The organism is Spartinivicinus ruber (assembly GCF_011009015.1).
GTDB lineage: Bacteria > Pseudomonadota > Gammaproteobacteria > Pseudomonadales > Zooshikellaceae > Spartinivicinus > Spartinivicinus ruber.
The window spans coordinates 4,963,123-4,979,032 of sequence record NZ_CP048878.1 but is presented as its reverse complement, the minus strand read 5'-3'; the positions used below and the strand labels follow the sequence as shown (position 1 = coordinate 4,979,032).

The window sequence follows — 15,910 nt, the reverse complement described above, 5'->3', positions numbered from 1 at the left end:
TTTGCAGAATACCTATAGGCATCAGCTAAGGAAAAGGAAGACGGGGAAGAGTTGCTTTTAGTTTATTTGTATATACAAAATAAAATTTTAAATAATAGCAAAAATCAATTAGGACCAAGCCTGAATGGAACAAGCACATTCTAATGCGATAGCAGACATTATCTGGACTAATGTTAACCTGATTACGGGTGAGCTAACTGGTCAAGGTTTAGTTACAGCCCATAACCAATCCGTAGTGGTTAAAGATAGCAAGGTAACCGCTATTTTGGATCAACCCTTAGAGTCTGTATTACCAGAAGCTAAGCAAATTATTGATGGGCAAGATCGTTGGTTAAGCCCAGGGTTGATCGATTGCCACACGCACCTGGTATTCGCTGGGAGTCGTGCTAATGAATTTGAGCAACGTTTAGAAGGTGTGCCTTATGAAGTCATTGCCAAACAAGGTGGCGGTATTCTAGCCACAGTAAATGCTACTCGATCTGCTTCTGAAGAAGAATTACTTAAACTAGCCTTGCCACGGTTGGATGCATTAATTGCTGAAGGAGTTACCACGGTTGAAATTAAAAGTGGTTATGGTTTAACCCTGGGCGATGAATTAAAAATATTGCGGGTTGCCAAACAATTAGTTAATCACCGTCCAATCAACATTTCTACAACTTTATTAGCTGCCCATGCGGTACCTCCTGAGTTTAAAGGTAAAGCCGATCAATATATCGATTTAGTCTGCAATGAAATTATCCCTCAAGCAGCAGAACAGCAATTAGCTGATGCAGTGGATGTTTTTTGTGAAGGCATTGGCTTTAGCCCTGAGCAATCTGAACGAGTAATGCTAGCAGCGCAAGCTTACGGATTAGGGATAAAAGCCCATGTGGAGCAACTATCGAACTTATCCGGTGCGGCACTAACGGCTAAATACCAAGGTTGGTCTGCTGATCACTTGGAATATCTAGATGAGGCAGGTGTGAAAGCACTAGCTGAAAGCAATACAGTTGCAGTGTTATTGCCAGGCGCATTTTATTTTTTAAGGGAGCAGCAATTACCTCCCATTGATTTACTTAGAAAATACCAAGTGCCAATGGCGTTAGCCACAGACTTTAACCCAGGTACTTCGCCGCTGGCTTCCATACGACTGATGATGAATATGGGCTGTACTTTATTTCGCATGACCCCGGCTGAAACTATTGCTGCAGTAACTTCTCAAGCAGCTAAAGCATTAAACATGGCAGAGATGAGGGGCATTATTAAGGAAGGGATGGCTGCCGACATGGTGCTGTGGGATATTCAACACCCGGCAGAATTAGCCTATCAATTTGGCTCATCAGTTGTTGTTCAGCGAGTGATTAATGGTCATATCACAGAAGGTGGTATCCATGTATAAACCAGCCAATATGTCTCTCTGGCAAGGACGGGTAGATGAGTTTGAAGGAGACGCAGGGCTGCGTTGGCATCAGTGGATAAAGCCATTTAAGCCTGGTGTTACGCCTGGAGTGACAATAGTTGGCTTTGCCAGTGATGCTGGGGTGATACGTAATCAAGGTAGGCCAGGTGCTTGCCAAGGGCCAGTTGCTGCAAGACGAACGTTGGCTAATCTGCCTAATCGATTATCCCGACCACTTTATGATGCAGGGGATGTGATTTGCCCTGGTGATCAGTTGGAGTTTGCTCAATTAACTTTAGCTTGTCATGTGGAAATGTTATTGGCGGCAAGGCATTTTCCGCTAGTCATTGGTGGTGGCCATGAAGTGGCGTGGGGTAGTTATCAGGGGCTAGCTAAATATGCTGAAGGCTGCCATCAGCAACCAGTGATTGGCATTATTAATTTTGATGCGCACTTTGACTTGCGCCAGGATGCTAAACCTAGTTCTGGAACCCCTTTTCGACAAATTGCTGAATACTGTCAGGCTCAACAAACGCCATTTAAATATTGCTGTTTAGGTATCAGCGAGGCCAGCAATACACTTGCTTTATTTAATCGAGCACAACAGTTGGAAGTGAGTTATCGATTGGATCGAGACACGAACTGGCAACAACTGCCGGCTATTGAAGCCCAGCTTGATCAGTTTATTCAGCAATGTGACTGGTTGTATCTCACTGTTTGTTTAGATGTTTTTCCTTCAGCTGTTGCACCTGGAGTGAGTGCTCCAGCTGTATGTGGTGTGGAATTATCACTGATAGAACATTTAATTCAAAACAAAATTAAACCCGCCATTGGGGCTAATGGTTTTCCCAAACTTAAACTAGCAGATATTGCTGAATTTAATCCGGAATTTGATCGTGACCAACAGACTGCAAGACTAGTGGCACGATTAACCGACTTAATAACACGATAAACAATATCCACCTTCCATGGTGGTCAAGGTCGACGACAACAAAGTATAAAAATCATTCGTGAAGGGTAATAGGAGATAAGCGATGACTAGAGTAGACAAAACTAGAAAAATTAAAGCGGCTACTGGCACAAAACTAACAGCCAAAAGTTGGTTAACTGAAGCGGCGTTACGGATGTTAATGAATAACCTTGATCCAGAAGTGGCAGAAAAACCTGAAGAGTTGGTGGTTTATGGTGGTATCGGCCGAGCTGCTCGTAACTGGGAGTGTTATGACAAAATCGTTGAAGTACTGACCCGTTTAGAAAATGATGAGTCCTTATTAATTCAATCCGGTAAGCCTGTAGGGGTTTTTAAAACCCATCCTGATGCGCCGAGGGTATTAATTGCTAACTCTAATTTAGTACCTCACTGGGCTAATTGGGAGCATTTTAATGAGCTGGATAAACAAGGACTAATGATGTATGGCCAAATGACTGCAGGTTCTTGGGTATATATTGGCTCCCAGGGAATTGTTCAGGGAACCTATGAAACTTTTGTAGCCGTAGGCAATAAACATTTTAGTAGCGATTTAACTGGTAAATGGATTTTAACTGCCGGTTTAGGTGGTATGGGGGGAGCGCAGCCATTAGCTGCTACCATGGCAGGGGCTTCGATGTTAGCAGTAGAGTGTGACGAGAGTAGAATAGATAAGCGTTTAGAAACCCGTTATCTCGATTATAAAGTCAATAATCTTGACGAAGCCTTGCAAATGATTAATGACGCCACGAAGCAAGGGAAAGCTATATCTGTTGGGTTATTAGGTAATGCTGCAGATATTTTCCCAGAATTAGTTGCTCGTGGTGTTACCCCTGATGTTGTTACGGACCAGACTAGTGCACATGACCCGCTCAATGGTTATTTACCCAAAAGTTGGTCACTGGAATATGCAGCTGAAATGCGACACAAAGATCCGCAGGCAGTGGTAAGCGCGGCTAAAGCGTCAATGGCAATTCATGTTAAAGCAATGCTGGCATTGCAGGGAAAAGGTGCTGCGACGTTGGATTATGGTAATAATATCCGACAAATGGCGTATGAAGAGGGGGTGGAAAATGCATTTGATTTCCCTGGCTTTGTACCCGCTTATATTAGGCCATTATTTTGTGAAGGAATTGGACCATTTCGTTGGGCGGCATTATCCGGTGACCCGGAAGATATTTATAAAACCGATGCAAAAGTAAAAGAATTAATTCCAGATAATCCACACCTGCATAACTGGTTGGATATGGCTCGGGAGAAAATTCAGTTTCAAGGCTTACCTGCTCGTATTTGTTGGGTGGGTTTAAAGGATCGGGCAAGGTTGGCACAAGCATTTAACGAGATGGTGGCCAATGGTGAATTAAAAGCCCCTGTAGTAATTGGCCGAGATCATTTGGATTCTGGCTCTGTCGCAAGCCCTAACCGTGAAACAGAAGGGATGTTGGATGGGTCTGATGCAGTATCAGATTGGCCTTTACTCAATGCTTTATTAAATACCGCCGGCGGTGCCACCTGGGTCAGTTTCCATCATGGTGGTGGTGTTGGGATGGGCTTTAGCCAACATGCAGGTGTGGTCATTGTAGCTGATGGCAGCAAAGAAGCGAAAGCACGACTCGGTCGAGTACTGTGGAATGATCCTGGTACAGGCGTGATGCGCCATGCTGATGCAGGTTATCAAATTGCTATTGATTGTGCTAAAGAGAATGGCCTTGATTTGCCTATGTTAGAAGAAACCGTTAAAAGCAAGCATGCTGAATAAACAGCTTGGAGGTTATGGTTGTGGATAAATTATTATTAAAACCAGGAAAGCTCACGTTAAATACATTACGTTTTGTACTTCAAGCGCCGGTTAATATTCAGCTTGCTGAAGAGGCTTTGCCAGCTATAGAAAAAAGTAACGCTACGGTTAATAAAATTGTGGCAGAAGACCGGGTGGTTTATGGGGTAAATACTGGCTTTGGCTTGCTAGCTAACACACACATTAAAAAAGATGAGCTGGAAACGTTGCAGCGCAGTTTGGTGTTATCCCATGCCGCTGGTACAGGGAATTTTATGGATGATAACGTAGTCCGGCTGATGATGGTGCTAAAAATTAATAGTCTGGCCAGAGGGTTTTCTGGGATTCGTCTGAAAGTCATTGATGCGCTGATTGCTTTATTAAATAAACAAGTTTATCCCCTAATTCCTGCTAAAGGGTCAGTAGGTGCATCCGGGGATTTAGCGCCACTAGCTCATATGAGCACCGTGTTATTGGGTGAAGGTGAGGTACGCTATCAAGGTGAGCGTCTCTCCGGTGCTGAAGGGCTGAAAATTGCTGGGCTTTCACCCATTACCTTGGCACCTAAAGAGGGGCTAGCATTACTTAATGGTACTCAGGCATCCACTGCTTTCGCCTTAACGGGGTTATTTGCGGCAGAAGACTTATTTTCCATGGCGGTGGTGGCAGGTGCCATGTCAGTAGAGGCTGCTTTAGGGAGTCGTCGTCCATTTGACGAACGGATTCATCTGGCCCGTGGCCATCAAGCTCAAATTGATGCTGCTGCATCTTATCGGGATTTGTTGGAGCATAGTGACATTGAAAAATCCCACCAGAATTGTGAAAAGGTCCAAGACCCATACTCCTTACGTTGTCAGCCTCAGGTGATGGGGGCTTGTTTACAACAGATTCGCGATGCTTCAAAAGTATTGTTAACTGAAGCCAATGCAGTGTCGGATAACCCACTGGTGTTCAGTGATGCTGATGACATTATTTCCGGGGGAAATTTCCATGCAGAACCTGTCGCCATGGCTGCAGATAACTTAGCCTTGGCAATTGCTGAAATTGGCTCCCTCTCTGAACGGCGAATGGCGTTATTAATAGACAGCAGTTTAAGTAAGTTACCCCCATTCTTGGTGGATAATGGTGGGGTTAATTCTGGTTTTATGATTGCTCAGGTGACTGCTGCGGCACTGGCGAGCGAAAATAAATCCCTGGCACATCCTGCTTCTGTCGATAGTTTACCGACTTCTGCTAACCAGGAAGACCATGTATCAATGGCGACTTTTGCGGGAAGACGACTGATTGACATGGCTGATAATACGGCTGGTATTTTAGCGGTAGAATGGTTGGCGGCTTGCCAGGGTATAGACTTTCGTGCGCCACTAACGACCTCTCCTAAACTGAAAGAGGCTCATCAATTACTCAGGGCTGAAGTCAGTTTTTACGATAAGGACCGTTACTTTGCGCCGGATATTGAGTTAGCCAAACAGCAGATCAAGTCAGGCCAATATCGAGGGTTTGTATCACCTACTATATTACCGAGTTACACTTGATTGATTAAATGAAGCAGCCCTTAATTGATTGATGTCAATAGGGGCTTTTATTTATTGCAAAATGACTAATTTTTTTAATTCATATGTAGCAATATGCTTAAAATAGTCATGAATATATTGTGACCGATTTGTTAAAGTCTCTGAATTTAAAGCCCCTTTTTTACTGAAACAGCTAGTCGTTAACAGGGTTATCCACAGAAACTGTGGGTAAGTTTAAATGTGGGTAAACACTCTCAGTAAACAAGTTATCTTTTTGTAGATTTTAAGATAACAAACTTAGTATTGCTGGCTAAAGTTTGTACGTTGCCAAATAGTCGTTTCAACTTAACATGATAATTTAAGTGCCGATTACCAATAACTCTTAACTCCCCCTCCTTTTGTAGCACTTGTTTGGCTTGGCTAAACATTCGCCAGGCAATATGATCGCCAACTGTATGCTGTTGATGAAAAGGTGGGTTACAGACAATATAATCAGCACTATTGTTGTCAAAGCCAGTTAAACAATCGTTAACAATAAAGCTAGCCTGGTTGTCTGGAAACTGGTTTTTTATCCAGCCCGCTTTGGCTGAAGCAACTGCAGAAAAGGACTCATCAACCAGGGTAAATTGCGCATCTGGGTGGTCTTGATATGTGGCCATGGATAGCAAGCCGTTACCACAACCTAAGTCAATAACCTGTTGTGGGTTGTGACTACACCGCAAGTGCTCTAGAAAAAAGCGGCTACCTATATCCAGCTTATGTTGCCCGAATACATTAGCAAAGTTTATTAAAGTAAGCTTTTGCTTGCTGTTTGGTAGCTCAATGGTTAGTTCTTTAGGATAAGGATTGATTACAGGGTTTTTTAATGTAGTTTCGTTTAGAGTAATGTGGATAAGTCGGGCTTTTTTCTTGGCTAATGAGGGCTTGGTGGGGCCAATTAGTTGTTGAATACATTCAGCCATGCTTGTCTGTAAATATTTCACCATGCCAGCAGCAATAATTTGTGTATCAGGTTTAATCAGTGGTCTAATTTTAAGCAGAGCTGCTTCGAGCAATGCTAAGGTTTTGGGTACTTTAATAATAATGGCTTGAAAATAACCAGTAGGTTTATCAAGGTGTTCAGTTAATGGCATGATACTGGGACAAGTAAGCTGGTTAGTTTGGCTATTAGCTTTAATGCTTTGCTTGCTTAGGTATGAGTCGGTAATAACGGTTGGGTTTAATTGATGGAGGCTTAAACTCAGTGCACCAAAACTATCGTTGATAATTAAGCAGGGGCCTTGAATACTTTGCTCGTATAAATAGTCTAGCAAATACTCATCTGCTGCATCCCAGGCTCTCAGAGTTTCATTTTTTTGTCTTGGGTAGCGATTAAGTTCTAAGCTACTCCAGGCAGTTGTTAAGTGATTCATACAAAGCATTTAAAGTATGTTTAGAAAGAGTAGGCTGGCTTGGTTAAAAGCTGTTAGTTGGTGGAAACATTATATACTGTTTTGAATATTGAGGATGTGGTAAATAGAGAGTGTAAATGACTAGCTCAAAATATGATTATGATTTGTTTGTTATCGGTGCCGGTTCTGGTGGGGTGAGGGCTAGCCGTATGGCGGCGAGCTTTGGGGCCAAGGTTGCGATTGCAGAAGACCGTTATATGGGAGGCACTTGTGTCAATGTAGGATGTGTGCCTAAAAAACTGTATGTTTACGGTTCTCACTTTGGAGAAGACATTATTGATGGGGCCGGTTATGGTTGGCAAGCCAGTGATGTTTCCTTTGACTGGACTACTTTACGGGATAACAAAAAACAGGAAATTACCCGTCTTAATAGTGTGTATCGTAATTTGCTTAAGAATGCAGGGGTAAAGCTGATTGAGGGTCGTGCCTCTTTAGTTGATGATCATACGGTTAAAGTGGGCAAGAAAAAATACACTGCTGAGCGTATTTTAATTGCAACAGGAGGGTGGCCGTACATCCCTGAGTTTCCTGGTAGCGAAAATGCGATTACTTCTAACGAAATATTCGATTTAGAAAACCTTCCCAAGCGGATAATAGTTGTTGGTGGTGGCTATATAGCGGTGGAATTTGCTGGTATTTTTGCAGGTTTTGGTGTTGAAACACACCTGATTTACCGTCGGGATTTGTTTTTGCGGGGGTTTGACCAAGATGTTCGCGAGTTTGTGCGCGATGAGGTGGCTAAAAAGCATATTAATCTGCACTTTAAGACAGAAATAGACAAAATTGAAAAGCTCGCTACAGGAGCTTTGGTAGCTCATACTAATCAGGGGGAACAAATAGCTGCTGATGTTATTTTATACGCCACTGGCCGTAAACCTAACCTGAAAGGACTAGGGCTTGACAATGTTAAAGTTAAATTAAACGGCGATGGCACCATTAAAGTAGATGATTATTTTAGTACCAGTGAATCTTCTATTTATGCTGTGGGTGATGTGACCGGTGGGCCTGAATTAACCCCCGTTGCGTTGGCTGAAGGCATGGCACTAGCGAAAACCCTCTACTTAAATCAACCGACTAAAGTTGACTATGAGAACATTCCTACTGCTGTATTTTCACAGCCTAATATTGCTACTGTAGGATTAACAGAAGAGCAGGCGAGTGAACGAGGTTATGAGCTGGAAATTTATAAAACCAGTTTCCGTCACTTGAAGCATACCCTGTCAGGACGTAATGAACGCACGATGATGAAGCTCATTGTGGATAAAGACTCGCAGCGAGTATTAGGCTGTCATATGGTAGGGGCTGATGCAGGAGAAATTATTCAAGGTTTGGCGGTGGCGATAAAAGCTGGTGCGACAAAAGATGTATTTGATAGCACCATTGGTATTCACCCTACTGCAGCAGAGGAATTTGTCACGATGAGGGAGCCGATTAGTCATTAGGTTTTCATAAAATGCACATAATCTTTTTAGCCATTGAAAGCAGGCTTGCTTAGGAGGATGTACGTTCCTTAGTTTTTTTACTGCTTTTCATCGTCTAGTAGTGCATCCTTAATTTATAAGATGTAATACTGGATCGTCTATGCTTAAAGTAATTGCATCAATTCCATGGATGGCCGATGAGAGATGTTTTTTAGTACAATCAAGGGGAAGATATCTGCAGTCTTTAGTTGTTTAGTACTAATCATTATTGGCGTCGCAGTTAGCAGTTACTGGAGTGTGGATAGAATCCAGTCTCTTTTTAAAGAGTATAGCGATGAGAATGCAGTTGCATTCACCATGGCTGGAGTTAAACACCAAGCCAATACGCTTCATAACACTCTCTTACTTTATCAGGCAACAGGTCAAGCACGTTATAAACGTGAGGTAGTTGATCTAATGGCCTCGTTGCAGGCAGGTATTGTCCGGATAGCTGCAAACTTATCTGGTGCAAGAAAAGTCAATGCGCAAAAAGTCAGTGAACAGCTACTGAAGTATGAGCAGTTATTCGGCCAAATGTCTTTGGTTCAGCTGGAGTACAGTGAGTCAATTACTCGAGTAAGCTATCAGTTTAATCGTTTTTTTCTAGCAGCAACCAGCAGCCTGCAACAGATAAATCATAGCCCTAATCTGGATAATCTGATTCGTCAACAGCAAATGTTAATTATGTTGCATTCCCAAGTGATAGGGCAGCGTGATTTAGTTGCTGCTCAGCAAACTTTTTCTGGTCAAATATCTGAACAATTAGCTCACTGGCAAGCTAGTTCCAGTGTACCTGCCTGGCAGCAGATTGCTAATGATTATATGGCGGAATACGACAAGCTAGTGAGTTTACAAAACAGTTATCGTTTATTGAAAAAAAAACTACAACAAATGACGAATGATTTAATGGTGCTTGCAGCAGAAGCAAACCAACAAACATTTGAGGCAATGAATTATTGGCAAACTCAGATTAGTCGGTCGGTTAACTGGATTAATACAACTGTTAAGTGGTCTGTATGGTTGGGGATATTAGCGGGAGTGATGTTGGCATTATGGATGGTAAATTCTATCGCGAAGCCACTGGAAGCGATTAAAAAAGCATTAGTGCGTTTAGCTGAAGGCCAGCAAGAAGAAAAAATTCCTTATTTAAGTAGAAATGATGAAATTGGTGATATGGCCAAAGCTGCAGATGTATTTAAGCAGGCTAACCAAAAAACCCAAATGTTGCTGAATAAAACCAGTATATTAGTAACAGAGCAACAAAACGCTAACTTTAAACTTCAACAAGAAATAAAAGAGCGTCAGCGGGTTGAGAAAGCTTTGGTCAAAGCCAGGCAAGCAGCAGAGCGGGCCAGTCAGTACAAAAGCTTGTTTTTAGCGAATATGAGCCATGAAGTGAGAACACCTCTTGGTGGTGTGGTTGGTATGCTGTCTTTACTGCAAGAGTCAGAGTTGGCAGAAGAGCAGCGGGGTTATGTTGACAACGCGATGAAGTCTTCTGAGGCACTACTCTCGATTCTTAGTGATATTCTTGATTATTCAAAAATTGAAGCTGGTAAGCTGACGCTACAACTTGCTCCGTTTCATCTTCGTCACTTGGTTGAGGATATTGTATTTTTAACTGCTTTCAGAGCTGCGCAAAAAAATATCAATTTGCAATATGTTATTGCCAAACATCTTCCCTTGCATTTGATTGGTGATGTAGGGCGAATCCGGCAAATATTGACCAATTTTGTAACCAATGCAATTAAGTTTACTGATCAGGGATATGTGTTAATTACAGTATCAGGCCATTGTGAGTTTGATGAAGTCATTATTGAGTTTGCAGTGGAAGACACAGGTTGTGGTATACCACAAGAGCAGTTGAAGATTATTTTTGCTGAATATCAACAGGCTGATCAAGTAGGGAGAGGAGGGACTGGCCTTGGCCTGGCAATTACTAAAAAGCTTGTTGAAATTATGTGGGGGCAGGTAAAAGTGACTAGCGAGGTTAATAAGGGATCTTGCTTTATAGCTACACTGCCTTTAACAATCTGTCATGAGCCTTTGCCGACCATTAAGCTATCTCCCCCAATGGCTAAAGGTTTGATGATTGATCCTGACCCTATCAATGGCAAAGCGGTATCAATGCTAGTTGAAGCGCTGGGTGCAGAACTGTTATATGTACAACAGCCAACAGAAGTTGAAGATGTATTACAGCAATATGGCCAAACAGTAAATTTTATTTTACTGAATGCTTTGTGGGTTGAGCAAAATAAAAAACTGATCAGTTATCTGCAATCATTACCCCTTTTGGCTAGCGCCCCAGTTATTGTATTAGGGACATTAGGCAGTCTACAAACAGTCGATAAATACCAGGTTTATCATTGTGCTGGCTATTTGGCTTATCCAATAAAACTGGAAGAGTTGTGTCGTGCTTTAAGGCAGCAGTCAAGCCCTGGAGTGCTGAAACAAGTTGATTGTCAGAATACTGAAGAAGCTGAGGTACCAAAAACACTGAAATCAACTGCGTATAAGTTTTTGCTTCGAGTCTTATTGGTAGAAGACAACCCTGTTAATCAAAAAGTGGCAGCAAAAATGCTTGAGAAGCTAGGATGCTCAGTGGTAGCCGCTAACAATGGTCAGGAAGGTATTCAGCAATGGCAGCAACAGTCATTTGACTTGGTCGTAATGGATTGCAACATGCCTGTTATGGATGGTTACGAAGCCACTCGCCGAATTCGCGACTTAGAGCAAGATCAACTTGACTCAAGACATACTACCATTGTGGCATTAACAGCCAATGCTATGAATGGTGAACGAGAAAACTGCTTATCGGCGGGTATGGATGATTACCTAACTAAACCAGTGAAATTGATCGATTTAAAACGTATTGTTGATCAGATAGTAAAAACGGTTGATTTTACTGAGTAGTGAATAGGGTATTTTTGCAGGATGCTTTATTTCTGTTTGAAATGGAACTAACTGCCCAGTCACTGGTCTTAGTAACTACCATGATATAGTTAGTAAGGTGTCTTATAGCTCCTAATGAAGCGCCTTGTTAGTAAATAGATATCTGGTTTTCATTGAGTCTCCCCGGATAGAGGTAGTCTGTATTTCTTAAAGAAATATAGCTGCCTGCTTTTTTTAATTAGTTTGAAGTGAAAAGACTATTTCCCTCTTACGGAAGGTATCGTAGACATCCATTGGTATTACTTTTCTAAAGTGGTAAGTAGTACCTCTCAAAACTGTATTACTCATCCTAAACCTCATTTTGCAGTAAAGATAGCTATGAAAACTAGGGTTTAGAAGGGGGAAAGAAGTACAGATTTTGTAGCAAAGCATGACGCCAAATTTGTAGCAAATTAAGTGAAGATAACTTCTGACTGTTACTCATAAATTAATAAACAGCGTGACTTCACAATATTTTTTTGACATTCATCACATTTTTGGGCAGAGTGTAGCCGCTGGCTAACAATACTAGTCGGCTCTGAAGGCTTTACTTTGTGTGGAATTTATTGCGCCAAAGTTTGTCTTACAGTAGTTCCCGTACGTTATTTATGCCCTGTTGTTAATCAATAGGGTTTTTTTTGCTCGTATGTGATCATTTCCACTAGTTGTCTTTTACCCACTTTATTTCCTAAGCCCCTCACCTTTGTTTATCAGCATCTCTTAGTTTTCTGTATACACCAGAAGTATTTCATTATTGTGGCATTGCTTGTCTGATTAAAAAGTGCATAGATGAAGCATATGAGGTTAAAGGCATGAAATAGATAAAAGTATTTGGCGGTTAGTAGCTATTCAGGTACCATCGTGGCTTTTTGGGTGGGAAGCATCTGGTATTGTAGATCTTGTTAAATGCCAAGTCTACTTACCAACTCTTTTGGTAAGGCTAACACTTCCATTTAAGTGTTTTGTCTTATTTTTTAATATTTATATAGATGCTGCTTTGTGGGTGTTGCTCAAAACTTTGTATAGACCTTTTAAAGCATTCTACCTGCAAAAAACGCTAGGGTCACTACTTAAAATGTAAATTTTTTGTGGTGGGGGGAGTAGTCGTACATTTTTGAATGTACGGCATTGTGTTGTTAACGGGGAAAGATTAAATAATGAATGCTGTGGTTGTTGCCGTAGCCACCATGTTATTGCTGAGTATTGTTCGACTTAATGTCGTCATGTCTCTCATTATTGGAGCTTTAGCAGGCGGCTTAGTTGGTGGGCTAGGTTTTTCAGGCACATTAAAAGCCTTTAATGATGGGCTGGGGGGAGGTGCTGAGGTAGCATTAAGTTATGCTTTACTTGGTGCTTTTGCTGTGGCTGTTGCTAAATCCGGCTTGCCCCATTGGATTGCTGATAAGTCACTAGCCCGATTAAATCATCAGGGAAATACTGGTGCTAGCCATATGAAATGGCTGATTATCCTGGTGTTAACCTTGGTGGCAATGAGTTCACAGAACCTTATCCCTGTGCATATTGCGTTTATCCCGATGCTTATTCCGCCTTTGCTTATTGTTTTTGCCAAACTACAGCTTGATCGCCGTTTAGTAGCCTGTGTATTAACGTTTGGCTTGATTACGCCTTATATATTTTTACCGGTAGGGTTTGGTGGAATATTTCTGAATAATATTTTGCTAGCTAACATCAAAAACTATGGAATGGATACCTCTCAGGTCAGTGTTATTCAGGCTATGGTGCTACCTGCTTTAGGTATGTTATTTGGTTTGTTGGTAGCAGTTTTATTTAGTTATCGTAAACCTCGTCAATACAGTATGGGGGCTATCAAACAAGTAGAAAAAACGGATGCTAGTTATTCACCCTTTTCTTTGCTAGTAGCATTGTTCGCCATTGCAGCGACATTTGTTGTACAGCTGGTGACCGATTCAATGGCGCTTGGAGCGTTAATAGGTTTTTTAATCTTTTCTGCTAGTGGTATTTTCAAGTGGTCTGAAGCGGATGGATTGTTTGTTGAAGGGCTGAAGATGATGGCTATGATAGGCTTTATCATGATCACGGCTAAAGGCTTTGCGGCAGTGCTTCAGCAAACAGGAGATATTAAATTACTTGTTGATACATCAGCAGCTTGGTTTGGCAGTAATAAAGTCCTGGCTGCTTTAGTAATGCTATTGGTGGGCTTATTAATTACCATGGGCATAGGCTCTTCCTTTTCAACTATTCCTATTATTGCAGCAATTTATGTCCCATTAGCGTTAGAGTTAGGGTTTAGTTCAATGGCAACTGTTGCGCTGGTGGGTACTGCTGCTGCACTGGGGGATGCGGGTTCGCCCACGTCTGATTCCACTTTGGGACCGACCGCTGGATTAAATGTTGATGGTCAGCATAATCATATTTGGGATACAGTGATACCAACATTTATTCACTATAACATTCCATTGCTAGTGTTTGGCTGGCTAGCAGCACTGGTACTTTAATTTTAAAACAATAAAGGGGTGGTGAGCCCCTTTATTGTTTGATTTGAAAATAAACGTAGCGGTTAGGATGCAGTAGCGGGTTGTTTCAGCTTAATAGCACGAGACTCTAGTTTTGCTAATAAGTCTGCCAGTTGTTTACGTTCTTGCTCAATGATTGTTGGAGTCCTTTCACTACGCAGTTTGCGCTGTTTATTGACGGCAGCCAATATTCGCTGTTGGTTCTCATTGCAAACCAGCTCTGGTGTTTCAGTTGGCTGAGTGTCAACCTTAGTGCTTAGATCACTATTATTAATTACTTCTGCTGGTTGCTGTTCAGGAGCAGGTTTAGCTTGAGTACTATATGCACTAACTTTGGCAAGCAATGAATCTAGCTGCTCTGAGTCAATTTCATCAATAGCTGCTGTCTGTTTAGCTGTATTAGCAACAGGTTTTGCTTGATCTGCTTTGCTCCGCTTATAGGCTTTTGCATTAGCGGTTAACTGCGCCAGGATAGAGACAGGTTTTTCTTGAGGAATAACAGGTTGTGGTGTTGGCTCCTGTTTAATCTCCGGCTGGTCTACTTGCTCTTTCGCATCAGATTGTTTAGTTGTAGCCTCTGTTTTATCTGTAGCTTCTACTGCATCATTTGTTGAGGGTTTCGGCTTGCTTGTAGTGGTTCTTTTTTTAGCTGTAGTTGTAACTCGCCTTTGGTTAACAGCTGTTTTATAGCCTCTTAAGCTCTCTGCCTGTAATGAATCAACTGCTTCCTGCTCAAGGGCTAATAATTCGTCACGAGTTTCTGCGTAATCCCATTCTTCTACATCAAACTGATCATCGCCGTAACGACAGATTTGATTATATAAGGGGTAATCTAAACCTTGCTCTGCTGCAGAGACAATTTTAGCCCACTGAGACTCAAGGCTGTTCCGGGTAGAACCGACAAACACTTGACCTGTAACTTTGTTGGTAATGGTGAAAATAATCAACACGACACCTATACAGCACTGACTACTCAGAAAAAAAGGCGAAATTATACAGATGAAAAACCTTCTCGGAAGGGGTTGACAAAGCTTTTTGTGAAAAAAAATTTTTAATTTAAATAGTGGTTGAAAGCTGCGCATTTTTTAGGGATAGAATAGTAAAAAATGAGTATTTTTTGAACTTTGTGAGAGATTGGTTAAATACCAAAATGCAACAGCTGTCTTTTGTTTGCTTTTTGCCAAATAACTTGTTTTTTGTGATGGGTAAGCCTTGGTTGGCTGATATCTGGCTAAAGCCATTCGACTTTTTATTTTTGGTCATTGTAATTTAGGTTGGCATTGAGAATAGGAGGTAGCTTGGTTATTATTAACAAAAGATAATGTTTCTCATTTGTATTTGGAGGCGTTTGTGCTCACGATTGGACTGTTTTACGGTAGTAGCCTGGGAAATACTGAGGCGGTTGCCACTAAAATCCAGCAAGGGTTAGCAGGGCTTGCAGAGGTGGTATTACACGATATTGTCGAGTCAACGCCAGAAACCTTTGATCCTTATGACTTTTTGATTATGGGTATTCCTACCTGGGACTTTGGTGAGTTGCAAAGCGACTATGAAGATCAGTGGGAAATGCTCCAGCAGGTTGACTTCTCTGGCAAAATTATAGCGCTATTTGGCCTGGGAGATCAGTTTGGTTATGCCGACTATTTTCTTGATGCTATGGGAGCATTGCATGAGCTGATTACCTTGCAGGGAGGAATTACCGTTTCTGAGTGGCCTGTCAGTGGGTATGACTTTGAAGCATCCAAAGCATTGACTGAAGATGGAGAGCATTTTGTTGGGTTGGCTTTGGATGAGGACCAGCAATTCGAGTTAACTGATGAGCGAATTGCTGGCTGGTTGAAGCTGGTCAAGCAAGACTTTGGTTTGCAGGATTCAGGCACGGCAGTTGGTTAAAAATACCTTAGCCTAAATGACTACTATGGTCTGGTGAAGTTCAG

At 41.8% G+C, this 15,910-nt stretch carries 11 protein-coding genes; 8 read left to right on the top strand and 3 right to left on the bottom strand.

The genetic code is table 11. The features are described from left to right. Positions 1-124: 124 nt before the first annotated feature. The 4 genes from hutI (at position 125) to hutH (ending at position 5,657) form a co-directional block, all read left to right on the top strand. A complete protein-coding gene (gene hutI / locus G4Y78_RS22620; RefSeq protein ID WP_163835157.1) occupies positions 125-1,378 on the top strand; it encodes an imidazolonepropionase in 1,254 nt (417 codons plus the stop codon). Next, complete coding sequence (hutG, locus tag G4Y78_RS22615; protein WP_163835156.1) at positions 1,371-2,330, top strand: formimidoylglutamase; 960 nt, start codon at positions 1,371-1,373, stop codon at positions 2,328-2,330. Before hutI ends, hutG begins: the two co-directional genes overlap by 8 nt. 82 nt (positions 2,331-2,412) lie before the next feature. Continuing rightward, complete coding sequence (gene hutU / locus G4Y78_RS22610; protein WP_163835155.1) at positions 2,413-4,104, top strand: urocanate hydratase; 1,692 nt, start codon at positions 2,413-2,415, stop codon at positions 4,102-4,104. Positions 4,105-4,124: 20 nt separating this feature from the next. After that, positions 4,125-5,657, top strand: coding sequence for a histidine ammonia-lyase (gene hutH, locus G4Y78_RS22605; RefSeq protein ID WP_222937561.1), 1,533 nt, complete (start codon positions 4,125-4,127; stop codon positions 5,655-5,657). 245 nt (positions 5,658-5,902) lie between these two features. Here hutH and G4Y78_RS22600 read toward each other — a convergent pair whose 3' ends face one another. Then, positions 5,903-7,048, bottom strand: coding sequence for a methyltransferase (locus G4Y78_RS22600; protein ID WP_163835153.1), 1,146 nt, complete (start codon positions 7,046-7,048; stop codon positions 5,903-5,905). A 116-nt stretch (positions 7,049-7,164) separates the two neighbouring features. Between G4Y78_RS22600 and gorA the strand changes: the two genes are divergently transcribed. Together gorA and G4Y78_RS22590 are read left to right on the top strand one after the other, a co-directional pair. Then, on the top strand, positions 7,165-8,529 hold the full coding sequence (gorA, locus tag G4Y78_RS22595; RefSeq protein ID WP_163835152.1) for a glutathione-disulfide reductase: 1,365 nt from the start codon (positions 7,165-7,167) through the stop codon (positions 8,527-8,529). A gap of 276 nt (positions 8,530-8,805) precedes the next feature. Then, complete coding sequence (locus G4Y78_RS22590) at positions 8,806-11,460, top strand: response regulator (RefSeq protein WP_163835151.1); 2,655 nt, start codon at positions 8,806-8,808, stop codon at positions 11,458-11,460. Between the two features lie 213 nt (positions 11,461-11,673). Here the strand turns inward: G4Y78_RS22590 and G4Y78_RS31795 are convergent, their stop codons facing one another. Beyond that, positions 11,674-11,787 carry a DUF6538 domain-containing protein gene (locus tag G4Y78_RS31795; protein WP_408022078.1) on the bottom strand — a complete coding sequence of 38 codons (114 nt, stop codon included), beginning with the start codon at positions 11,785-11,787 and terminating at the stop codon, positions 11,674-11,676. Positions 11,788-12,635: 848 nt separating this feature from the next. Between G4Y78_RS31795 and G4Y78_RS22585 the strand changes: the two genes are divergently transcribed. Then, entirely contained in the window at positions 12,636-13,955 is a 1,320-nt protein-coding gene (locus G4Y78_RS22585) for a Na+/H+ antiporter family protein (protein ID WP_163835150.1), read from the top strand. Between the two features lie 62 nt (positions 13,956-14,017). Here the strand turns inward: G4Y78_RS22585 and G4Y78_RS22580 are convergent, their stop codons facing one another. Then, the gene (locus tag G4Y78_RS22580) at positions 14,018-14,920 is read right to left on the bottom strand and encodes a GIY-YIG nuclease family protein (protein ID WP_163835149.1); all 903 of its coding nucleotides are present in this window, start codon (positions 14,918-14,920) and stop codon (positions 14,018-14,020) included. 403 nt (positions 14,921-15,323) lie between these two features. On the opposite strand from G4Y78_RS22580, the gene G4Y78_RS22575 reads away from it, so the two are divergent. Then, positions 15,324-15,866, top strand: coding sequence for a flavodoxin (locus G4Y78_RS22575; RefSeq protein ID WP_163835148.1), 543 nt, complete (start codon positions 15,324-15,326; stop codon positions 15,864-15,866). The last annotated feature ends 44 nt before the right edge of the window (positions 15,867-15,910 follow it).